The sequence below is a fragment of the Streptomyces chisholmiae genome, assembly GCF_031845445.1.
Taxonomy (GTDB): Bacteria; Actinomycetota; Actinomycetes; order Streptomycetales; family Streptomycetaceae; genus Streptomyces; species Streptomyces chisholmiae.
Window position 1 is genome coordinate 214769 of record NZ_JAVREO010000001.1, and the last position, 21881, is coordinate 236649.

The window sequence follows — 21881 nt, forward strand, 5'->3', positions numbered from 1 at the left end:
GCGGCCGGCGTTCGGCCGCGCCCTCCCGCGCGCCACCGTCTCAGGGCAGCGTCAACACCTCGGCGCCACTCTCGGTGACCACCAGCGTGTGCTCGAACTGGGCCGAGCGGCGGCCGTCCCTGGTGACCACCGTCCACTCGTCCGGCCACATCTCCCAGGTGTGGGTGCCCAGGTTGAGCATCGGCTCGATGGTGAAGGTCATGCCGGGCAGCAGCACCGTGTCCGCGTTCGGGTCGTCGAAGTGCGGGATGATCAGCCCCGAGTGGAAGGCGCTGTGCACCCCGTGCCCGGTGAAGTCCCGGACCACGCCGTAGCCGAACCGCTTGGCGTAGGACTCGATCACCCGGCCGATCACGTTGATCCGCCGGCCGGGACGGACCGCCTTGATGGCCCGCGCCAGCGCCTCCCTGGTCCGCTCCACCAGCAGTCGCGACTCCTCGTCCGCCGCCTCGGGGCCACCCACCAGGAACGTCGCGTTGGTGTCCCCGTGCACCCCACCGACGTAGGCCGTGATGTCCAGGTTGACGAGGTCGCCCGCGCGCAACTCGGTGGAGTCCGGGATGCCGTGACAGATCACCTCGTTCACCGAGGTGCACAGCGACTTGGGGAAGCCCCGGTAGCCCAGCGTCGACGGGTAGGCGCCGTGGTCGCAGAGGTAGGCGTGCGCCACCGCGTCCAACGCGTCGGTGGTCACGCCGGGTTCGATGTGCCGGGCGGTCTCCGCCAGCGCCCGCGCGGCGATCCGGCCGGCCACCCGCATCCGCTCGATGGTCTCCGCGTCCTGCACGTCGGGACCCGTGTACCGGGCCGGCCCGGGCCGCCCCACGTACTCGGGCCGGGGAATGGCGGAGGGCACCGCGCGCCGCGGCGAGATCCTGCCGGGTTGAAGAAGTGACTGGCCAGACATGCGTCCGAGTCTACGGGCGGGCAGGATAAGGAACATGGCTCTCTTCAAGCGCACCACCAGCGGCCAACCGGGCGAGTGGTACTACTGCCTGAAGCACGGCAAGGTCGAGGAAGGCCCCGAGTGCCCGGCCAAGGACCGGCTCGGCCCCTACGCCAGCCGCGAGGAGGCCGCCCGCGCCATCGAGACCGCCAGGGAGCGCGACGACCAGTGGCGGCAGGACCCCCGCTGGAACGACGAGCCGGACCGCGAGGACGGCGGGGAACCCGACGAGCGGCGCGCGGACCGGGAGGACCCGGGCCCCTGGTGACGGCCGCCGACGCCGCGTCAGCCGGCCGGTGGCAGGATGCCGGGTATGACCACACGTGACGACGCCCCGCCACCCCGCCGCGACCCCTGGGAGCTGCCCGACGTCTCCGACCTCGTGATCGGCGTGCTCGGCGGCACCGGCGACCAGGGCCGCGGCCTGGCCTACCGGCTGGCCAGGGCCGGCCAGCAGGTGATCATCGGCTCCCGCTCCGCCGACCGCGCCCGGGCGGCCGCCGAGGAACTCGGCCACGGCGTCCAGGGCGAGGAGAACGCCGCCTGCGCCAGCCGCAGCGACGTGGTGATCGTCGCCGTCCCCTGGGACGGCCACGCCCGCACCCTCACCGCGCTGCGCACCGAGCTGGCCGGCAAGCTGGTGGTGGACTGCGTCAACCCGCTCGGTTTCGACAAGCGCGGCGCCTACCCGATCGTCCCCGAGGAGGGCAGCGCCGCCCAGCAGGCCGCCGCCCTGCTCCCCGACTCCCGGGTGACCGCCGCCTTCCACCACCTCTCCGCGGTGCTGCTGCAGAACCCGGAGATCGAGCGGATCGACACCGACGTGATGGTGCTCGGCGAGGACCGCGACGACTGCGCGACCGTGCAGGCCGTCGCCCAGCTGATCCCCGGCATGCGCGGCGTCTTCGCCGGCCGGCTGCGCAACGCCCACCAGGTGGAGGCGCTGGTCGCCAACCTGATCTCGGTCAACCGCCGGTACAAGGCGCACGCCGGCATCCGGCTGACCAACATCTGAGCCGGCGAGGGAGAATGGCGGTCGGGCCCACCACCGGGCCCGACCGCCGTACCCCAGTCCCTTGGAAGGCCCCCCATGGCAGCCCCGACTCCCGCCGGCAACCCGCGCCGGCTCGCCCTCTACGCCACCGTGCTCTGCGCGCTGACCGCGGTGGCCGCGGTGGTCTCGTTCGTCAGGGGCGACTGGTTCGGCATCGTCTGGGTGGCGCTGGCCGGCCTCTCCTCCAACATGGCCTGGTACTACGGCCGCCGGGCCAGGGCCCAGGGCGCGGACCGGCGCACCCCGGCCTGACCCGCGGCGCCGGGCCGGCCGCCGGCCCGCGAAGACCCGCCGGCCGGGCGTCAGTGGAAGCTGTGCTCCTCGGCCGGGTAGGCGCCGCCCACCACGTCGTCGGCGAAGGCCTTCGCCGCGTCGCCCAGCGCCGCGCGCAGCTGCCCGTACTGCTTGACGAAGCGCGGCGACCGGCCGCCCGGCCAGTCCGTCATGCCGGCCATGTCCGTCCAGACCAGCACCTGCGCGTCGCACTCCGGGCCGGCGCCGATGCCCACCGTCGGGATGGCCAGGCCCCGGGTCACCTCGGCGGCCAGCTCGGCCGTCACCAGCTCGAGCACCACCGCGAAGGCGCCCGCGTCCTGCACCGCCTTGGCGTCCCGCAGCAGCTGCGCCGCCGCCTCGTCGCCGCGGCCCTGCACCGGGTGCCCGCCGAAGGCGTGCACCGACTGCGGAGTCAGCCCCACGTGCGCCATCACCGGGATGCCGGACTCCACCAGCAGCCGGATCTGGTCGGCCGACCGCTCGCCGCCCTCCAGCTTGACCGCGCCGACGCCGGCCTCCTTGACCAGGTGCGTCGCGCTGCGCAGGGCCTGCCGCGGGCCCTCCTGGAACGAGCCGAACGGCAGGTCGGCCACCACCATCGCCCGCCGGGTGCCCCGCACCACGGCCGCCGACAGCATCGTGACCTGCTCCAGGGTGACCGGCACCGTGGAGTCGTAGCCGAGCGCGGTGTTGCCCATCGAGTCGCCGACCAGCAGGACCGGGATGCCGGCCTCGTCGAAGACGGCGGCGGTCATCGCGTCGTAGGCGGTGAGCATCGGCCACCGCTCGCCCCGCCGCTTGGCGGCCGCGAGGTCCCTCACCGTGACCCGGCGGCTGCTCTTGCCGCCGTAGAGCCCCGGACGCTCCGGCTTCGCCGGCGCCTGGGCAGGGGAGTGCTGCGTCATCACGCTGCTCCTGTTCTCGTGATCTCGAAGCGCCGTAACGGCGTCCCCGGACTGAATCCATCGTCGCACCGCCCAGCGCGGTCGGGAAGTGGGGGGCGAAGATCACGGCTGATATAACGGGAACCTCACGCCGTGCGCCGGCCGTCTTCCCCGGCAGCGGCCCCCCGGGGCCCAGGCGCGGCGTACGGGGGAGCGCGGGGCCCGCACGGAATTGCACGACGGTCAGGCAGGGCGTGAATGGCACAGGTGGACTCCTCGAAGACGCCTCACGAAGCGGCGGCCGGGTCACCACCCGGTGAGCCCGCCGAGGCGGCGAGCACCCCCGGGCCCAGGTGGAGCGACCGGGTCGGCCGCTGGCGGCGCGGCCTGGTGCCGGCCGGCCTGGCGCTGCTGCTGGCCCTGCTGCTCAGCGTGCACTCCCGGGTGCCCAACCGGATCGGGAACCTGGGCAGCCTGCTGGAGACCTTCCTGCCCTGGTGCGCGGTGGCCGTGCCGCTGCTGGTGCTCTGGGCCGTGCTGCGCCGCTCGGTCAGTGCGCTGGTCGCGCTGCTGGTGCCGCTCCTGGTGTGGACCAACCTCTTCGGCGGGCTGCTGCTGGACAAGACCGGCGGCGGTGGCGAGCTGATGGTGGTCAGCCACAACGTGGACGCGGACAACGCCGACCACGCCAGCACCGCCCGGCAGCTCTCCGGCAGCGGCGCCGACGTGATCGCGCTCCAGGAGGTGCCGCAGGCCGAGCTGGCCACCTACGAGGCGGAGCTGGCCGACGCGTTCCCGCACCACGCCGTCGAGGGCACCATCGGCCTGTGGAGCCGCTACCCGCTGGCCGACGTGGCCCCGGTGGACACCGGGATGGGCTGGACGAGGGCGCTGCGCGGCACGGTCCGCGCCGAGCCGGGGCCGGTCGCCGTCTACGTGGCGCACCTGCCCTCGGTGCGGGTGCAGTTCCGGGCCGGTTTCACCGCCGAGCAGCGGGACCAGTCGGCGGAGCTGCTCGGCCAGGCCATCGCCGCCGAGCCGGTGGACCACGCGGTGCTGCTGGGCGACCTCAACGGCACCATGAACGACCGGGCGCTGGCGCCGCTCACCTCGCAGCTGCGCTCCACCCAGGGGGCGGCCGGGGCCGGCTTCGGCTTCAGCTGGCCGGCCGGGTTCCCGATGGCCAGGATCGACCAGATCCTGGTGCGTTCCCTGGAGCCGGTGTCCTCCTGGACACTCTCCGCGACCGGAAGTGACCATCTGCCGGTCGCTGCCCGGGTGGACTTCTGACCGTCGGCCGATCGCCGGCCGGCTTCCGGGTGGCCCGCCGGTTTTGCTCCGGTTGTTTTACTTTTGAGGGAGACCTGACGCCTGGGAAGGGAACGGTATGGCGCGCACCCGGTTCGCCGCCGATCACGGACTGACCCGCCGCATGCTGCTCACCATGTTCCTGATCGGCCTGCTCTACGTGGTCTTCGTCGGTGTGTTGATCGCCGCCTTCGGGCAGGCCTGGCCGCTGATCCTGGTGCTCGCCGGCGGGCTGTTCTTCGTCCAGTTCTGGTTCAGCGACCGGATCGCCGCCTACAGCATGGGTGCCCGCGAGGTCACCCCCGAGCAGGCGCCCGAGCTGCACGGCGCGGTGGACCGGCTGTGCGCGCTGGCCGACATGCCCAAGCCGAGGGTGGCCATCGCGGACACCGACGTGCCCAACGCCTTCGCCACCGGCCGCAGCCAGAAGAAGTCGCTGGTCTGCGCCACCACCGGGCTGCTGCGCCGGCTGGAGAAGGACGAGCTGGAGGGCGTGCTGGCGCACGAGCTGTCCCATGTGGCGCACCGGGACGTGGCGGTGATGACGGTGGCCGCGTTCCTGGGCGTGCTGGCCGGGCTGATCACCCGGATCGCCCTGTGGGGCGGGCTCAGCCGCGGCGGTCGGAACAACAACAACCTGGTCTTTCTGCTGATCCCGTTGGTCAGCGCCGTGGTCTACGTGATCAGCTTCCTGCTCACCCGGCTGCTGTCCCGGTACCGCGAGCTGTCCGCCGACCGCACCGGCGCGCTGCTCACCGGCCGCCCGTCGGCGCTGGCCTCGGCGCTCACCAAGGTCTCCGGGCAGATGGGCCGTATCCCCACCAGGGACCTGCGGCAGGCGGAGCCGTTCAACGCGTTCTACTTCGCCCCCGCGCTCTCCGGCGACGGGATGAGCCGGCTGTTCTCCTCGCACCCGACGCTGGAGCAGCGGCTGGACGGGCTGGCCAAGCTCTCCCGCCAGCTGGGCCAGCCCTGACCGACCGACCGTTCCCGCGGGCCCGCAGGCCCGCAGGCACGCAGGCACCTAGACATGTAGGCACCGAAGGCAGGAACCGACCCCGTGGGCTTTCTCGACGCGATCCTGGGCCGCCGCAAACCGGTCAAACCCGATCTGGACCAGCTCTTCGCGGTCCCGTCGGCCGCCATCACCCTGCAGGCGGGGGCCGGCTTCACCCCCACCGGCGCCGGCTCGGTCTGCTTCGCGAGTGTGGAGGGCGGCGCGTTCACCCGGGTCAGGGACGAGGTGCGGGAGCTCCTGGACGCCGACCACGCCCCGGGCGGCGACGACCATCCGGTGGAGTTCAGCCAGGACGACTACGGCTACACCTGGCTGCTCGCCCGGCACCCGGCGGACCGGCTGACCGACCTGGTCAACGACCTGCACGCGGTCAACACCCTGCTCCAGGACGCCGGCTTCGGGCCGCAGCTGCTCTGCTCCCTGGTCGGCTTCCGCGACCCGGAGGGCCGGCCACTGGCCCTGGTCTACCTCTACAAGCGCGGCACCTTCTACCCGTTCGCGCCGCTGCCCGGCGCGAAGGAGCGCCGGGACAACGGCCTCGAACTGCGGGTGCGCGCGCTGCTCGCCGACGACCTGCGGGTGGAGAACGATCTCGGCCGCTGGTTCCCGGTCTGGGGCGCGCCCGGGCTGTGAGCCGGCCGGCGGGCCGCGCGGGCCGCCGGCCGGTCGCGTCCGGCGGTCAGGCGGTGTGCAGCGTCAGACCGTAGGTGGACAGGATCTCGTTGACCGGCTGGTACCAGGTCTCGCCGCCGCTGGAGCAGTTGCCCCAGCCGCCCGAGGTGACGCCCTGGGCCTGGTCGCCGCTGATGAAGGAGCCGCCCGAGTCGCCGCCCTGGGCGCAGGCGCTGGTCTTGGTCAGCTGGTGCACCACGGTGCCGTCGCTGTAGTTGACCGTCTCGTTCTTGGCCAGCAGGGTGCCGCAGTGCCAGCCGGTGGTCGAGCCTGACCGGCAGATCGAGGAGCCGACCGGGGCCTCGTTCGAGCCGCGCACCAGCTGGTCCGGGATCGCGCCCCAGCCGAGCACCACCGGCTCGGTCCACCAGCCGCTGCCCACGCTCACCCAGGCGTAGTCGTTGCCGGGGAACGAGGAGCCCTGGAAGGTCCCGATGTGGGTGCGGTCCCAGCCGGAGACGCTGGCGCCCCGCGCGCCGCAGTGCCCGGCGGTGACGAAGCCGCCGTGCACCGAGAAGCCGATGGAGCAGCGGACGTTGCCGGTGTAGTAGGGGTCACCGCCGACGGTGCCGGCGGCGAAGGTGGTCGGGGCCTGCGGCACGGTGCCGAGGGTGACCGGAACGGTCTCCTCGGCCGCCGCGACGAACGCGGCCACCTCGGCGCTGTCCTGCTGGCCCTCGACCACGTCGACGACCACGCTGTTGGCCCGCGGGTCCACCCGCCAGCTGGCCACCGCGTCCGGCGCGCCGGCCTCGGCGGCCAGCGTGTCGAGCGCGGCCAGGCCCCGGTTGAGGGTTGCCTCGCTGTGCCGGACCAGGGTGGTCTCGGCGCCGGTGGCCTCGACCTCGGCGGCCCGCTCGGCGTCGGTGACGGCGACCACCAGGTCGCCGGTCGCCGGGTCGAACCAGCTGCCGCCGAGCGCCGGGCCGGCCGCCTCCCGGGCGACCGGGTCCAGCTCGGTGGCGGCGGCCTCGTCGGCCAGCCGGGCCTCGACCTCGGCGGCGGTCAGGCCGAACTCCTGCTGGAGGCCGAGCAGCAGGCCGGGGGAGGCGAGCGGCTCGGCGGCCGGGTCGGCGGCGGCCGCGGCGGCCCCGGTGCCGGCCAGCGCGCCGGCGACCAGCAGGGCCGACAGTCCAAGGCGCAGGCTTCTGGTGCGTCTCATGTGGGGGTACTCCTTCGATGCGCTACCGGTGAGGAGTGGAACAGCGAAGGGAGAGAGCGCTCTCACCGCCGCCGGGGGAGAGCGTAAAGCGATGCCATGTACATGTCTAGACCAAGGGTGTCAACAAGCGTTCCGGAACGGCGAGAAGCGGCCACCGGCGGCCGGCGGGCCCCACGTCCGCCGGCCGCCACCCGTCAACTGCCCTCGCGCCAGCCGCTGGTGATCGGCAGCCGGCGGTCCTTGCCGAAGCCCTTCGGCGAGATCTTGGTGCCCGGCGGGTACTGGCGCCGCTTGTACTCCGCCCGGTCCACCAGCCGCAGCACCTCCGTCACCAACTCGGCCGGGAATCCGGCCGCCACGATCCGCGACCAGCCCTCGTCCCGGTCCACGTACCGCTCCAACACCGCGTCCAGCGTGTCGTAGTCCGGCAGCGAGTCGGTGTCCACCTGCCCCGGGCGCAGCTCCGCGCTCGGCGGCTTCACGATCGAGTTCTCCGGGATCGGCGGCGTCTCGCCACGCCGCTCGGCCGCCTCGTTCCGCCAGCGCGCCAGCCGGTAGACGCCCGTCTTGTACAGGTCCTTGATCGGGCCGTAGGCCCCCACCGAGTCCCCGTAGAGCGTCGAGTAACCCACCGCCAGCTCGCTCTTGTTGCCCGGGGCCAGCACGATGTGGCCCTCCTGGTTGGAGAGCGCCATCAGCAACGTGCCACGCAGCCGGGACTGGAGGTTCTCCTCGGCCAGGCCGGTCAGCTCCACCTGCCGCTGGTAGGCGTCGAACATGCCGCCGATCGGCACCGTGCGCAGCGTCAGCCCGGTCCGCCTGGCCAGCTCCTCCGCGTCCGCCACCGAGTGCTCCGACGAGTAGCGCGAGGGCATCGCCACCCCGTGCACCCGGTCGGCGCCCAGCGCGTCACAGGCGATGACCGCGCAGAGCGCCGAGTCGATCCCGCCGGACAGCCCCAGCAGCACCGAGGGGAAGCCGTTCTTCTCGGTGTACGCGCGCACCCCGGTCACCAGCGCCTGGTACATCTCCTCCGCGTCGTCCAGCCGCGGGTGCGTCCCGCCGGTGAACCGCGGCTCGTAGGGCGCCAGCGGCGCGGCGTCCAGCGTCAGGTGATCGACGGTCAGCCCGTCGGCCAGCCGGCCGGCCGGCGGCGCCACGGCCGCCGCCGGCAGCGCCAGGTCCAGCAGCAGGCACTCCTCGGCGAACTGCGGCCCCCTGGCCAGCACCTCGCCGTCCCGGTCCACCACCAGCGAGTCCCCGTCGAAGACCAGCTCGTCCTGGCCGCCGACCATCGCCAGGTAGGCCAGCGCGCAACCCGCCTCCCTGGCCCGCCGCCGCACCAGCTCCAGCCGGGTGTCGTCCTTGGCCACCTCGTAGGGCGAGGCGTTGATCGACAGCAGCAGCCCGGCCCCCGCCGCGCGGGCCGCCGGCACCCGGCCGCCCTCCTGCCACAGGTCCTCGCAGATCGCCAGCGCCACGTCCACCCCGCGCACCCGCACCACCGGCAGCGTGTCGCCCGGCACGAAGTACCGGTACTCGTCGAAGACGCCGTAGTTGGGCAGGTGGTGTTTGGCGAAGGTGAGCCTGACCTCCCCGCCCTGCAGCACCGCGGCCGCGTTGCGCGGGGCGCCCGCCGGCCGGCCCAGATGCGGGGCGCGCTCGTCCGTGCGGTCCAGATAACCGACCACCACCGGCACCCCGCCCAGCCCCTCGTCGGCCAGTCGGGTCGCCAACTCGTCCAGCGTCCGCCGGCTGGCCTCGGCGAACGAGGAGCGCAGCGCCAGGTCCTCCACCGGATAGCCGGTGAGCATCATCTCGGGGAACGCCACCAGGTGGGCCCCGTGGTCCACGCTGTGCCGCGTCCAGCGCAGCACCGCGTCCGCGTTGCCGGCGAGATCGCCGACCCTGGCGTCGATCTGGTTCAGGGCGATTCGTAGCTGAGGCACGTCAGTGAGTGTAATCGTCCAATTGACGCGATGGGGGTGTCGGCCCCCGGTGATCCGGTCGTTGTGGCCAGCCACCCCTCCCGGTTCACCTGCGGTGATCTCTCCGCTACCGGTGTGATTCGGCCACCGCGCGCCGGCCTGTCCGGTTGTCTCCCCGGCGCCCGGGGCAGAGCTTTGGAGCGCTGGCACACGCGGACGCAAGGGGGCGGTCCATGCCGCAGAACGTGCGGTTCTTCCTGCCGTTCGAAACCAGGGTCAACCCCGCGGCCGAGCGCGCCAGAGCCCATCACCTCGACTGGGTGCGCGCCCACCGACTGGTCGCCGAGGGGCCGCCGTTGCGCGCCTACACCGCCTGGCGGCTCACTGACCTGGCCGCCTACGCCTACCCGGACGCCGCCCCTGAGGACCTGGAGCTGGCCACCGACGCGGTCTGCCTCGGCTTCCCGCTGGACGACCAGTTCGACGGCGAGCTGGGCCGCCGCCCGGAGAGCGTCGTCCGGCTCTCCACCGCGCTGGCCGCCATCGCCTACCAGCCGGCCGGCCGCCGCCCCGCCCTCGACCTGCCGCTCACCCACGGCTACGCCGACATGTGGCGGCGGGCCGCCGACGGGATGTCCCCGGCCTGGCGGGAGCGGGCCGCCGGCAACCTCACCCGCTTCTTCCGCTCCTACGTCAGGGAGGCGCGCAACCGGGTCTCCACCGCGCCGCTGGACGAGCACGCCTACCTGACGCTGCGCCGGCAGGCCGTCGGCACCGCGCCCTGCTTCGACCTGATCGAACGGGTCGGCCGGTTCGAGGTGCCGGGCGCCGCCTACTGGAGCAGCGAGGTCCAGATCCTCACCCGCTGCGCCGGGGACGTCATCTTCCTCTGCAACGACGTGCACTCCGTGGAACGCGAGGCGGACCAGGGCGACCCGCACAACCTGGTGCTGATCCGGCAGCGCGCCCAGGGCTGCTCCCGGGAGAGCGCGGTCCGGCAGGTGGTCGGGCTGGTGCGGGGCCGGGTCGAGCTGTTCCAACGGATCGCGGCCCGGCTGCCCCGGCTGGCCGCCCGGCTCGGCCTCGACCGGGCCGGCCGGGAGGCCGTCGAACGCTACGCCGCCGGGCTGCGCTGCTGGATGGTCGGCAACCAGCGCTGGGGCGTGAGCACCGCCCGCTACGCCGGGGGCGCGGCCGGCCGGGGCGTGATCGGGGACCTCACCACGCCGGGGCGCCCGCCCGGGCGAAGCGCCCCCGAGCGCCCCAGCCCGGCCGGCCGGCTCAGCCCTCCCGCCGGCCCGGGCGCTCCGCGTCGGCCGGCTGGTCCGAACGGCCCCACCGCCGCCGCAGGCCAGCCCAGAACGAGCGCCGCTCCGGGCGCGCCGGCCGCTCAGTCCGCGCCGGCTCGGCCGGCGGCCGGGGCCGCTGCCGGCCCGGCGCCTGCCGTCGCCCCGGCGCCGGCGGCACCAGCGCGATCCGCTCGGCGCGGGCCCGTGGCGTGAACTCGGCCGGCAGCGCCACCAGGTGGCGGGACCAGGTGGACGAGGACCAGGTCAGCTCGTCGGGCTCCACGGTCAGCCGCAGGTCGGGCAGTCGGGAGAGCAGCACCTCGATCCCGGTCACGGTGATCGCCCGGCCGATGTCCTGACCCGGGCACTCGTGCGGGCCGCTGGTGAACGAGAGGTGCGAGCGGTTGCCGTGCATCGGCGCCCCCGGCGCCGGCCGGATCGCCGGATCGGCGTTGGCCCCCGCCAGGCCGAGCAGTAAGATGTCGCCCTTTCGGATGTTCTGTCCGCCCAACTCGACGTCGTCGCTGGCGAATCCGCCCGGGCAGACGGAGATCGGCGGCTCGTCCCAGAGCACCTGCTCCACCGCGGCCGGCAGCGTCATCCGGCCACCGTGCAGCGAGCCGCGGAACCTGGGGTGCGTGAAGACCACCCGCAGCGTGTTGACGATCAGGTTGGTCGTCGTCTCGTTCGCCGCGACCATCACCAGCCGCAGGTGGTGCAGCACCTCCTCGTCGGACAGGTCCGCCGGGTGCGCGATCAGCCAGGACGCCAGGTCGTGCCCCGGCGTCGCGTGCTTGGTCGCCACCAGCTCGGTCAGCGTGCGCTGGATGTAGCGGTCGGCGGCCACCGCCTTCTCCGTGCCGATCAGCAGCTGCCGGCTGGCCTCCACCAGCCGCGGCCCCTCCTCCTCCGGCAGCCCCAGCACCACCGTGAGCACCAGCATCGGCAGCTGCTGCGCGTACTGGCCGAGGATCTCGGCCCGGCCCTCCGGCGCGAACCGGTCGATCAGCTGGTGCCCGTAGAGCTGCACGTAGCGGCGCAGGCCACGCCGGTCGAAGCGCTCCAGCGACTCGTTGACCGCGCCCCGCAGCCGCTGGTGCACCGAGCCGTCCTGGTGCGAGCAGTCCGGGCCCCAGGCCAGCACGGGCGCGATCGGCGAGTCGGTGCCGATCTCGCCGCGCTGCCAGGGCGACCAGGCCCGGCCGTCCCGGCGGAACCGGCGTGGGTTGCGGGTGACCTCCAGGATCTCCTGGTACCCGAGGACCAGCCAGGCCGGCACGTCGCCCTCCAGCAGTACCGGGGCGACCGGCCCGTGCTCGGTGCGCAGCCGCTCGTAGAGCCCCATCGGGTCGGCGGAGGCCGCCGGCCCGTAGAGCCGCTGCACCCCGCCCGGGCCGCTGGCGTGCGCCGGGCAGCCCGGCGGCGGCGCGCCCAACGGGATCGAGGCGCGCGGGGGTTCTGGCAGGCTGGTCACGTGGCCTCCGAGGGGTGCGGGGGAGCGGGGACGACGGTCGGGGTGCCGGGCTCCTCGGGCGCCTCGCCCTCGGTCGCCCGGGTGTAGAGATGGCGCAGCAGGGTCAGCAGCACCTCGCGGGAGGAGTCGAACTGGCGGGCGTCACAACTGACCACCGGCACCCGGGCCGGCAGGTCGAGGGCCAGCCGCAGCTCGGGCACCGGGTGCAGCGGGGCGTCGGGGAAGTTGTTGACCGCCACCACGAAGGGGACGCCGCACTCCTCCAGCCGGTCCATCGCCTGGAAGCTGTCCTCCAGCCGCCGGGTGTCCACCAGCACCACGGCCCCGAGGGCGCCCTCGATCACGCCGTTCCACAGGAACCAGAACCGCTGCTGGCCCGGGGTGCCGAAGAGGCAGAGGACCAGCCGCTCGTTGAGGGTGATCCGGCCGAAGTCCATGGCGACCGTGGTCTCGGTCTTGCGCTCCACGCCGGCCAGGTCGTCCACCCCGGCGCCGGCCTGGGTCATGGTCTCCTCGGTGGTCAGCGGGCGGATCTCGCTCACCGAGCCGACCATGGTGGTCTTGCCGACGCCGAACCCGCCGACCACCACCACCTTGACCGACTGCTCGGCCGAGCTGGGCAGCAGGTCCTCCTCGCGGGGACCGCCGGTGAACTCGGGAAGCCGCCCGGCCGCCGGGGAATCAGAGTCGTTGTAGGCCATCGATCAGTGCCTTCAGGGTGTCGAGGTCGGGGTCGGCGGCGACCGCGCGCTGCGCCACCCTGGTCTGCCTGACCTCCACCTGGGAGCTGTCGAGCAGGTCCATGAGCAGTACGGTCACCGCGCTGAACGGGAGGCCGAGGTAGGCCGAGATCTCCGCGACCGAGATCGGGAAGCGGCACATCCGCAGCAGCGCGGCGTGCTCGGGGGACTGGCCGGCGTGCGGGTCCGCCCTGGCCACCACCAGGGTGACCAGGTCGAGGGCCATCGCGTCGGCGGACTCGCTGCGTCCGCCGGTCACCACGTAGAGCGGGACGGGCTGGTCGCCCTCCGGCTTGCGGCGGCCCGGTTCGTCCGCGCCGGCGTCCTCGGAGACGCTCACGGCGCGGCCCGTTCCGGCGTCCTGGTGCCGGTGGACAGGTGCTCGCCGATGCGCAGCACCAGGTCGCGCATCCGCTGGCTGATCAGCCCCGGGTCCACCTCGGCGTCGGCGGTGACCGCGAGGTAGGAGCGCTCGCCGGCCGACATCAGGTAGAAGAAGCCCCCGGTCAGCTCCAGCAGCACCATCTTCACGTCGCCCTCGTCGCCCGGGAGTTCGGTGGCGATCGACTGGGCGAGGCTCTTGATCCCGGAGGCGGCGGCGGCCAGCCGGTCCCCGCTGTCCCGCTCGCTGCCGTGCTGGGCCATGCACAGCCCGTCCGCCGACAGCACCACGATGTGCCGGATACACGGGACGGAGGCGGCCAGGTCCCTGAGCATCCAGTCCATGTCCTTGAACCGACGCTGTGTCACGTGCTTCTCACCTTGATTCCGACTTGATCCGAGGAGGGCTTGGCGTTGTGGGGGTCTCGCGGGCCGCTCGGGCCCGGGCGGCGTGGGGCCGCCCGGGCCGGCGGCGGGGCGGGCGGCCGGCTCAGGGGCCGGGGCGCTCCGCCTCGCCCGGGCCGTCCGCTGGCGGCGAGGCACCGGGCTCCGACCGGATCCCGGCGAAGAAGGCGTCCACCCACAGCCCCGACTCCCGGCGCTCGGGCGCCCCCCGCCGCCGCGCCGCGGGCGGCGAGGCGGCCGGGGCCGCGCCGTTCGCCCGGGGCGGCGCCGGCCGGCCGCCGCCGTCCGACGTCGCCGTCCGGCGGCGGCGCTGCGGCAGGCCGTTGGCGTTCCGCTCGTACTCCGGGGTCTCCTCGTCCAGCGCGCCGATCGGCAGGTGCCACTGCGGCGTGGGCCGCAGCGCCGGGATCGGGTACTTGGGCGGGGGCACGGCGGTCAGCAGGTCGTTGGGGATGAAGACGACCGCCCGGACGCCCTCGCAGGTGGAGGGGCGCAGGGAGAGTTTGACGCCGTGGTGGCTGGCCAGGATGCCGGCCACCCGGAGCCCGATCCTGGCGGTCTCGCCCAGGTCCTCCAGGTCGAGGCCGTCGACGCCCTGCTGGAGCAGGAACTCGGCGCGGCGGCGCGACTCGTCGGTGAGGCCGGCGCCCTTGTCCTCGATGGAGACCTCGACGCCGGTGGCGACCTCCTCGGTGTTCATCACCACGGTGCTGCTGGGCGGGGAGTAGCGGGTGGCGTTGTCCAGCAGCTCGCCCATGATCATGATCAGCGGCTCGACGGCGTGCCCGACGACGGCCGTCTCGATCACCCGGTGCTGCTCCACCCGCAGGTACTCGTTGATCGGGCCCGAGCCGGCGCGCATCACGTCGTGCAGCGAGATGGGGCGGGCCCAGCGCCGCACCGGGGCGCCGCCGCCGACCACGGCCAGGCTGGTGGCGAACCGGCCGGTGACATTGATGCGGTGCTCCAGGTGCATCAGGTCGCTGAGCACCTCGGGGGTGCCGTGCCGGAACTGCATCTTGGCGATGTCGTCCTGGAGGCGGTGGATCTCGGACTGGATGCGGTGCGCGATGTTCACGATGGCCCGCTTGGCCGAGTCCCGTTGCAGCTCCTTCTCCCGGAGGACGTCGAGGATGCCGAAGGCCATGCCCTCCAGGGCGGCGACGAGCTGCGGGTCGGAGGTGCCGCCGGTGGGGAGGGAGGGGATGACCTCGTCCTCCAGCTCGCCGTTCTTCATCCGGTCGAGCGCCACCGGGAGCAGCTCGTAGGCCATCAGGTCGGCGTCGCCGACCTGGGCGTGGACCCGGTCCCGCAACAGCTCGACGACCCGCCCGCGGCGCGCGGTCTCGCCCGCGATCAGCAGCACCGCGAGGGTGGCCAGGCCGCCGCACCACAGCACCGCGAGGCGGGCTGCCGCCGGCACCAGGAACACGGCGCCCAGCGCGCCGAGCGCCACCAGGGCGGGCGGCACGAACCACCGGCCGGTGGGCAGGACGGGGCGGCTGGTTCGCTCTAATGAACCGACGTGCACCATGGGGCTTCCTCACAGGCTTGCGACGGACGGATACGACGGTGGCCCATGCCACTGACATAGGCGGCGGCGACTAGCCGTAGCGGCCACAACTCGCTATGTGACACAGGAGAGTAGAGGTCCGACGAGGGGTGCCGCAGGCACTTGCGCAAAGCTCCCCCGATCGGGCGGCCAGCCGCCGTCCCTGGGCCGGTGTGGCCGCCGTCGAACCCCAGCTGACCTGTGGTTTCGTGGTTCGGGGCGGGTCCGGGTCGATCCGTGAGGTTATGGCCAAGGGTCGGTTTCCCCGGGGCCTGTGCCGGTGCCCCACAATGGAGCCACCGGCTCCGGGGCCTCCGGTCGCCGAACGGCAACGCGTCGGAAATCCTGGGCTGGGATGCTCGGACGTCCCGGCAGCGGCGCGTTCGGCGACGAGAGCCGTCTGACCAGCGAGGATGGGTGGAAATGGAGAAGCAGCAGGAGTTTGTGCTCCGCACGCTGGAGGAGCGGGACATCCGGTTCGTGCGGCTGTGGTTCACCGACGTGTTGGGCTTCCTCAAGTCCGTCGCGGTCGCCCCCGCCGAACTGGAGCAGGCCTTCGAGGAGGGCATCGGCTTCGACGGCTCGGCCATCGAGGGCTTCGCCCGGGTGCACGAGTCGGACATGATCGCCAAGCCCTCGCCCGGCACCTTCCAGATCCTGCCGTGGCGGGCCGAATCCCCGGGCACCGCGCGGATGTTCTGCGACATCCTGATGCCGGACGGCTCCCCCTCCTACGCGGACCCGCGCTATGTGCTCAAGCGGGCGCTGGCCAAGAGCTCCGACCTCGGCTTCACCTTCTACACCCATCCCGAGATCGAGTTCTTCCTGCTCAGCCACAAGCCGGTGGACGGCACCCGGCCCACCCCGGCCGACTCCTCCGGGTACTTCGACCACACCCCGCAGAACGTCGGCATGGACTTCCGCCGGCAGGCCATCACCATGCTGGAGTCGATGGGCATCTCGGTGGAGTTCTCGCACCACGAGGGCGCCCCCGGCCAGCAGGAGATCGACCTGCGGTACGCGGACGCGCTCTCCACCGCGGACAACATCATGACCTTCCGGCTGGTGATGAAGCAGGTGGCGTTGGAGCAGGGGGTGCAGGCGACCTTCATGCCCAAGCCCTTCTCCGAGTTCCCCGGCTCCGGGATGCACACCCACCTGTCGCTCTTCGAGGGCGACCGCAACGCCTTCCACGAGACCGGCGCCGAGTACCAACTCTCCAAGGTGGGGCGCTCGTTCATCGCCGGGCTGCTGCGGCACGCGGGCGAGGTCTCGGCGATCACCAACCAGTGGGTCAACTCCTACAAGCGGATCTGGGGCGGCGCCCAGCGCACGGCGGGCGCCGGCGGCGAGGCCCCCTCGTACATCTGCTGGGGCCACAACAACCGCTCGGCGCTGATCCGGGTGCCGATGTACAAACCGGGCAAGACCGTCTCCACCCGGGTCGAGGTCCGCTCCCTGGACTCCGGCGCCAACCCCTACCTGGCCTACGCGGTGCTGCTGGCGGCCGGTCTCAAGGGGGTCGAGGAGGGGTACGAGCTGCCCCCGGGCGCCGAGGACGACGTCTGGGCGCTGACCGACCGGGAGCGCAGCGCGCTCGGCATCGAGCCGCTGCCGCAGAACCTGGGGGAAGCCATTCAGCTGATGCAGCGCAGCGAACTGGTCGCGGAGACCCTCGGCGAACATGTCTTTGATTTCTTCCTCCGGAACAAGCGCCAGGAGTGGGAGGAGTACCGGTCCGAGGTGACCGCATTCGAGTTGCGCAAGAACCTGCCGGCCCTCTGAGGGGTCACCGGCCGGCGGACGGAGGTGAAGAGGGGCGCGCGAGTGGCGCCGCGCGCTCCCGGGTGATCCGGTGACGCTCATACGAGGGATGTAAGACCGGCCCTCGGACCTCAAGACTGTGTGCTCCCCAGCGCACAGCCGAGAGGACCTCACGTGCCCGCCCACCCGCTCGCCCGGCAGCTCGCCCGGCATCTGCGCGGCGCCGTGTTCGACCCCGCCGACGCGAGCAGCGCCGCCGCCGAACCCGCCGCCCCGCCCGCCCCTTTCAACGGCGTCGCCCGGCACCGGCCCGAGCTGACCGTGGCCGCCGCCGACCGCGAGGACGTGCGCACCGCGGTGACGCACGCCGCCGACCGGGGGCTGCCGGTCGCCGTCCGCGCCACCGGCCACGGCATCACCCGGCCCGCCGACGGCGGCCTGCTGCTGAGCACCCACCGGATGACCGAGGTCCGGGTCGACCCGGCCGCCCGCACCGCGCTGGTCGGCGCCGGCGCGCGCTGGGAGCAGGTCATCCGGGCGGCCTGGGCGCACGGGCTGGCGCCGCTCAACGGCTCGTCCCCGCAGGTCGGCGTCGTCGGCTACACGCTGGGCGGCGGCCTCGGCCCGCTGGCCAGGCGGTACGGCTTCGCCGCCGACCTGGTCACCCGGCTTGAGGTGGTGACGGCCGACGGCGCCGTCCGGGAGGCCAGCGCCCAGGGCGAGGCCGACCTCTACTGGGGCCTGCGCGGCAGCAAGGACAACCTCGGCGTGGTCACCGAGCTGGAGTTCGGCCTGGTGCCGGTCGACCGGTTCTACGGCGGCGGCCTCTACTTCCCGGGCTGGGCGGCGGCGGAGGTCGTCCACAACTGGCGGATGTGGACGGCCACCGTGCCCGAGACGATGACCAGCTCGCTGGCCCTGGTCCGGTTCCCCGACATGCCGCCCTTCCCCGAGCCGCTGCGCGGCGCGCACGCCGTGCACCTGCGGATCGCCCACACCGGCCCGATCGCCGAGGGCGAGGCGCTGGTCGGCCAGCTGCGCGCGGTCACCGCCCCGCTGCTCGACACCGTCACCGAACGGCCCTACCTGGAGATCGCCCGGGTGCACGACGACCCGACCGAGCCACTGGACCACCACGCGCACTCGGTGATGCTGCGCGACCTGGACGCCGCCGCCGTGGACCAGGTGCTCACCCTGGTCGGCCCCGAGGTCTCCCAGTGCCCCGCCTACATGGTCGAGTTGCGGCACCTGGGCGGCGCCGCCGGCCGGTCGCCGGCCGCGCCCAGCGCGGTGGGCAACCGGGACGCCGTCTTCAGCCTGATGGTGATCTCGCCGCCCGAGTCCACCGGCTCCTACGCGGACGCGCTGACCAAGCGCATGATCCCCTGGTGCACCGGCCGGTCCTACGTCAACTTCCTGACCGGCCCGCTGGCCGTCGCCGCCGCCCCCGAGGTGCACGACCCGGCCGACGTGCCCCGGTTGGCGCGGCTCAAGCACCGGTTCGACCCGGACAACATGTTCCGTTTCAACCACAACATCACCCCGGCGCCCGGCGGCTGACCGTTTCGGCCGGAAGCATGACTAGTCTCTATGCCCAGTGACACCTTCAGGACCGGCCGATCCTGGTGAGCGGGCCGGTCGCCGGGGCAGCGACCGAGAGGGGACGACCACGGTGCCGGTGGGAGGGCGACGGGAGAGCCGTTTCGGACAGCTGCTGCGGCGCGGGTTCACCGACCCGTCCGCCGCCGACCGCCTGCTGGAGTCCCCGCCGCTGCGGCCCGTCGCCGGCCACCCGGCGCTGCTCGACGCGCTGGGCGCCGTCGCCGACCCGGACCAGGCGCTCCGCGCCCTCGCCCGGCTGGTCGAGGCGCAGCCCGAGGCCGACCGGCCCAGGCTGTTGGACACCCTGCTGGCCGCCAAGCCGCTGCGCGACCGGCTGCTCGCGGTGCTGGGCGCCTCCGAGGGGCTGGCCGACGAGCTGGTGCGGCACCCGGCGACCTGGCAGGCCCTGGTCGCCTTCGAGTCCGCCGACCTGCACCCGGGCACCGAGGAGTTCGGCACCGCGCTGGCCGACGCCCACGACCGGGACACGCTGCGGATCCGCTACCACCGGGCGCTGCTCACCATCGCCGCCCGCGACCTGACCGGCAGCAGCGAACTCGCCGAGACCGCCGCCGAGCTGGCCGACCTGGCCACCGCCACGCTGCGGGCCGCGCTGCGGATCGCCGGCGCCGCCGCCCCCGAGGACGCGGCCAGGTGCCGGCTCGCGGTGATCGGCATGGGCAAGTGCGGCGGCCGGGAGCTGAACTACGTCTCCGACGTGGACGTGATCTTCGTCGCCGAGCCCGTCGAAGGCGTCCCCGAGGAGGACGCGCTGCGCGCCGCCACCCGGCTGGCCTCGGCGATGATGCGGATCTGCTCCGAGCGCACCGTCGAGGGCACCATCTGGCCGGTGGACGCCAACCTCCGCCCGGAGGGCCGCAACGGCCCGCTGGTGCGCACCCTCTCCAGCCACCTCGCCTACTACCGGCGGTGGGCCAAGACCTGGGAGTTCCAGGCGCTGCTCAAGGCCCGACCGATCGCCGGCGACCTGGCGCTGGGCGAGGAGTACCGGGCCGCGGTCGCCCCCCTGGTCTGGCAGGCCGCGGCCCGCGAGAACTTCGTGCCCGACGTGCAGCGGATGCGCCGCCGGGTGGAACGTTCGGTCCCCGCCGCCCAGCTGGAGCGGGAGCTGAAGCTGGGCCCCGGCGGGCTGCGGGACGTGGAGTTCGCCGTCCAGCTGCTCCAGCTGGTGCACGGCCGAACCGACCCGGAGCTGCGGCGCGCCCCCACCCTTGAGGCGCTGGCGGCGCTCGCCGAGGGCGGCTACGTCGGCCGCCGGGACGCGGCCGAGCTGGACCGCTCCTACCGCTTCCTGCGCACCGTCGAGCACCGGATACAGCTGCACCGGCTGCGCCGCACCCACCTGATGCCGACCGACCCGGCCGAGCTGCGCCGGCTCGGCCGCTCGCTGGGCTTCGTCGGCGACCCGGTCAGGGAGCTGACCGCCAGCTGGCGCCGACACACCTCGGGCGTCCGGCGGCTGCACGAGAAGCTCTTCTACCGGCCGCTGCTCGAAGCGGTGGCCCGGCTGGAGGATGGCCAGGTCAGGCTGGGGGAGGGCGCGGCCAAGGAGCGGCTGGAGGCGCTCGGCTACACCGACCCGGCCGCGGCGCTGCGCCACCTGTCCGCGCTGGCCTCCGGGGTGAGCCGCAAGGCCGCCATCCAACGCACGCTGCTGCCGGTCCTGTTGGACCGGTTCGCCGACTCGGCCGACCCGGACGCCGGGCTGCTCGGCTTCCGCAAGGTCTCCGACGCGCTGGGCACCACCCCCTGGTACCTGCGGCTGCTGCGGGACGAGGGGGCGGCAGCCGAGCACCTGGCCCGGGTGCTGTCCGCCGGCCGGCTCGCCCCCGACCTGCTGCTGCGCGCCCCCGAGGCGGTCGCCCTGCTCGGCGACCCGGCGGGGCTCCAGCCCCGGGGCCGGGCCGCTCTCAGCCAGGAGGTGCGGGCGGCCACCGGCCGGGCCAGCGGCCCGGAGGCGGCGGCCGCCGCGGCCCGGGGCGTGCGCCGGCGCGAGCTGTTCCGCACCGCCGCCGCCGACATCGTCGGCGCCTACGCCCCGGAGGGCACCCCGGGCGCGGCCAGCGACCTCGGCGCCGCCCTCGACCTGGTCGGGGACGCGCTCACCGACATCAACGCGGCCACCCTGGTCGGCGCGTTGGAGGCGGCCACCACGGCGGTGCTGCGCGGCGCCGAGCCGGCCACCCGGCTGGCGGTGATCGCGATGGGCCGGTTCGGCGGCCGCGAGCTGAGCTACGGCTCCGACGCGGACGTGGTCTTCGTCCACGACCCGCTGCCCGGGGCCGCCGAAGCGGCCGCCGCCGACCAGGCCAGGGCACTCGCCAACGAGATGATCCGGCTACTCCAACTGCCCAGTGCCGACCCGCCGTTGCTGGTCGACACCGAGCTGCGCCCGGAGGGCAGGAACGGGCCGCTGGTGCGCTCGCTGGCCAGCTACGCAGCCTACTACCGGCGCTGGTCGCTGGTCTGGGAGAGCCAGGCGCTGCTGCGCGCCGAGCCGGTCGCCGGCGACGCCGAGCTGGGGCGCCGGTTCGTGGCGCTGATCGATCCGCTGCGCTACCCGGCCGACGGGCTCGACGAGGCGGCGGTGCGCGAGATCCGCAAGCTCAAGGCCCGGATGGAGGGCGAGCGGCTGCCCCGCGGCGCCGATCCGACCACCCACACCAAGCTGGGCCGTGGCGGGCTCTCCGACATCGAGTGGACGGTGCAGCTGCTCCAGCTCCAGCACGCCGCCGCGCTGCCCGCCTTGCGCACCACCGGCACCCGCCCGGCGCTGGCGGCGGCGACCGCCGCCGGCCTGCTGTCCGAGGAGGACGCCGAGGTGCTGGACGAGGCGTGGGTGCTGGCCTCCCGGGTGCGGAACGCGGTGATGCTGGTGCGCGGCCGCCCGTTGGACACCTTCCCCACCGACACCAGGGAGACCGCGGCGGTGGCCCGCTACCTCGGCTACGAGCCGGGCACCGCGGGGCGGATGCTGGACGACTACCGCCGGGTCACCCGGCGCGCCCGCGCGGTGGTGGAGCGGCTCTTCTACGAGTCCTGACCGGGGGGTTGCGGCGGTTCGGTGGCTCCTGACGGGTCCTGACCGGATCCGGACCGAGTCTGACCGCCGCGTGGCGGTGTCCGGACCGTGGCCGCGTCGGGCTGGTGCTGGCGGGCGCGGCGCGGGTCCACCCGGGCGCCACGCATCGGGGTGCCCTCGGCGCGAAGCAGCTCCGGCGCCCGCCCACCGTGACAACCCGCCGGCCTCCCGTCCGCGTGGACCACCCGCCACCACGGCACATCCGCGTCGAGCAGGCTCATCGCCCGCCCCACCTGGCGGGGGCCGACCCCGATCCGCCGGCCGATGTCGCCCTAGGTGACCACCCGGCCGGTGGGGACGGCGCGGACCACCGCACCGACCTC

General features: G+C 74.0%; 19 protein-coding genes and 1 pseudogene. 10 read left to right on the forward strand and 10 right to left on the reverse strand.

The window, feature by feature from the left end:
- Positions 1-40 precede the first annotated feature (40 nt).
- A complete protein-coding gene (map, locus tag RM844_RS00920) occupies positions 41-907 on the reverse strand; it encodes a type I methionyl aminopeptidase (protein ID WP_311663507.1) in 867 nt (288 codons plus the stop codon).
- A gap of 34 nt (positions 908-941) precedes the next feature.
- On the opposite strand from map, the gene RM844_RS00925 reads away from it, so the two are divergent.
- The 3 genes from RM844_RS00925 (at position 942) to RM844_RS00935 (ending at position 2252) form a co-directional block, all read left to right on the forward strand.
- On the forward strand, positions 942-1214 hold the full coding sequence (locus RM844_RS00925) for a hypothetical protein (RefSeq protein WP_311663509.1): 273 nt from the start codon (positions 942-944) through the stop codon (positions 1212-1214).
- A gap of 45 nt (positions 1215-1259) precedes the next feature.
- The gene (npdG, locus tag RM844_RS00930; protein ID WP_311663511.1) at positions 1260-1961 is read left to right on the forward strand and encodes an NADPH-dependent F420 reductase; all 702 of its coding nucleotides are present in this window, start codon (positions 1260-1262) and stop codon (positions 1959-1961) included.
- Positions 1962-2036: 75 nt separating this feature from the next.
- Positions 2037-2252 carry a hypothetical protein gene (locus RM844_RS00935; protein ID WP_311663513.1) on the forward strand — a complete coding sequence of 72 codons (216 nt, stop codon included), beginning with the start codon at positions 2037-2039 and terminating at the stop codon, positions 2250-2252.
- 50 nt (positions 2253-2302) lie between these two features.
- Here RM844_RS00935 and panB read toward each other — a convergent pair whose 3' ends face one another.
- Positions 2303-3181, reverse strand: a complete 879-nt coding sequence (gene panB / locus RM844_RS00940) for a 3-methyl-2-oxobutanoate hydroxymethyltransferase (RefSeq protein ID WP_311663515.1) — start codon at positions 3179-3181, stop codon at positions 2303-2305.
- A 237-nt stretch (positions 3182-3418) separates the two neighbouring features.
- Here panB and RM844_RS00945 point away from each other — a divergent pair, with 237 nt between their 5' ends.
- The 3 genes from RM844_RS00945 (at position 3419) to pspAB (ending at position 6119) form a co-directional block, all read left to right on the forward strand.
- Entirely contained in the window at positions 3419-4450 is a 1032-nt protein-coding gene (locus tag RM844_RS00945) for an endonuclease/exonuclease/phosphatase family protein (protein WP_311663517.1), read from the forward strand.
- A gap of 97 nt (positions 4451-4547) precedes the next feature.
- Positions 4548-5444 (forward strand): zinc metalloprotease HtpX, encoded by an 897-nt coding sequence (gene htpX, locus RM844_RS00950; RefSeq protein WP_311663519.1) that lies wholly within the window; start codon positions 4548-4550, stop codon positions 5442-5444.
- Between the two features lie 84 nt (positions 5445-5528).
- A complete protein-coding gene (gene pspAB, locus RM844_RS00955) occupies positions 5529-6119 on the forward strand; it encodes a PspA-associated protein PspAB (RefSeq protein WP_311663521.1) in 591 nt (196 codons plus the stop codon).
- Between the two features lie 46 nt (positions 6120-6165).
- Here the strand turns inward: pspAB and RM844_RS00960 are convergent, their stop codons facing one another.
- Both RM844_RS00960 and RM844_RS00965 read right to left on the reverse strand, forming a co-directional pair.
- On the reverse strand, positions 6166-7320 hold the full coding sequence (locus RM844_RS00960; RefSeq protein WP_311663523.1) for a S1 family peptidase: 1155 nt from the start codon (positions 7318-7320) through the stop codon (positions 6166-6168).
- Positions 7321-7514: 194 nt separating this feature from the next.
- Positions 7515-9269 (reverse strand): NAD+ synthase, encoded by a 1755-nt coding sequence (locus tag RM844_RS00965; RefSeq protein ID WP_311663525.1) that lies wholly within the window; start codon positions 9267-9269, stop codon positions 7515-7517.
- Positions 9270-9481: 212 nt separating this feature from the next.
- Here RM844_RS00965 and RM844_RS00970 point away from each other — a divergent pair.
- Positions 9482-10264 (forward strand): annotated as a pseudogene (locus tag RM844_RS00970) (terpene synthase family protein); the annotation flags it as partial.
- 265 nt (positions 10265-10529) lie between these two features.
- On the opposite strand, the gene RM844_RS00975 reads toward RM844_RS00970, so the two are convergent.
- The 5 genes from RM844_RS00975 to RM844_RS00995 form a co-directional block, all read right to left on the reverse strand.
- Positions 10530-12011, reverse strand: coding sequence for a cytochrome P450 (locus RM844_RS00975; protein ID WP_311663527.1), 1482 nt, complete (start codon positions 12009-12011; stop codon positions 10530-10532).
- Positions 12008-12712 (reverse strand): GTP-binding protein, encoded by a 705-nt coding sequence (locus RM844_RS00980; protein WP_311663529.1) that lies wholly within the window; start codon positions 12710-12712, stop codon positions 12008-12010. Before RM844_RS00980 ends, RM844_RS00975 begins: the two co-directional genes overlap by 4 nt.
- Positions 12693-13091, reverse strand: coding sequence for a DUF742 domain-containing protein (locus RM844_RS00985; protein ID WP_394814381.1), 399 nt, complete (start codon positions 13089-13091; stop codon positions 12693-12695). The genes RM844_RS00980 and RM844_RS00985 overlap by 20 nt, the downstream gene beginning before the upstream one ends.
- A complete protein-coding gene (locus RM844_RS00990; RefSeq protein WP_311663531.1) occupies positions 13088-13501 on the reverse strand; it encodes a roadblock/LC7 domain-containing protein in 414 nt (137 codons plus the stop codon). The genes RM844_RS00985 and RM844_RS00990 overlap by 4 nt, the downstream gene beginning before the upstream one ends.
- A 121-nt stretch (positions 13502-13622) precedes the next feature.
- Complete coding sequence (locus RM844_RS00995; RefSeq protein ID WP_311663533.1) at positions 13623-15071, reverse strand: ATP-binding protein; 1449 nt, start codon at positions 15069-15071, stop codon at positions 13623-13625.
- 441 nt (positions 15072-15512) lie between these two features.
- Here RM844_RS00995 and RM844_RS01000 point away from each other — a divergent pair, with 441 nt between their 5' ends.
- The 3 genes from RM844_RS01000 to RM844_RS01010 all read left to right on the forward strand — a co-directional run bounded on the left by RM844_RS01000 (position 15513) and on the right by RM844_RS01010 (position 21519).
- Positions 15513-16874: a glutamine synthetase family protein gene (locus RM844_RS01000; RefSeq protein ID WP_311663535.1), complete on the forward strand. Its 1362-nt coding sequence runs from the start codon at positions 15513-15515 to the stop codon at positions 16872-16874.
- A gap of 153 nt (positions 16875-17027) precedes the next feature.
- Positions 17028-18413: an FAD-binding oxidoreductase gene (locus RM844_RS01005; RefSeq protein ID WP_311663537.1), complete on the forward strand. Its 1386-nt coding sequence runs from the start codon at positions 17028-17030 to the stop codon at positions 18411-18413.
- A 112-nt stretch (positions 18414-18525) separates the two neighbouring features.
- Positions 18526-21519: a bifunctional [glutamine synthetase] adenylyltransferase/[glutamine synthetase]-adenylyl-L-tyrosine phosphorylase gene (locus RM844_RS01010; RefSeq protein ID WP_311663539.1), complete on the forward strand. Its 2994-nt coding sequence runs from the start codon at positions 18526-18528 to the stop codon at positions 21517-21519.
- Here RM844_RS01010 and RM844_RS01015 read toward each other — a convergent pair.
- On the reverse strand, positions 21507-21824 hold the full coding sequence (locus RM844_RS01015) for an MGMT family protein (protein ID WP_311664304.1): 318 nt from the start codon (positions 21822-21824) through the stop codon (positions 21507-21509). The two genes, RM844_RS01010 and RM844_RS01015, sit on opposite strands and share 13 nt — an antisense overlap.
- Positions 21825-21881 lie beyond the last annotated feature (57 nt).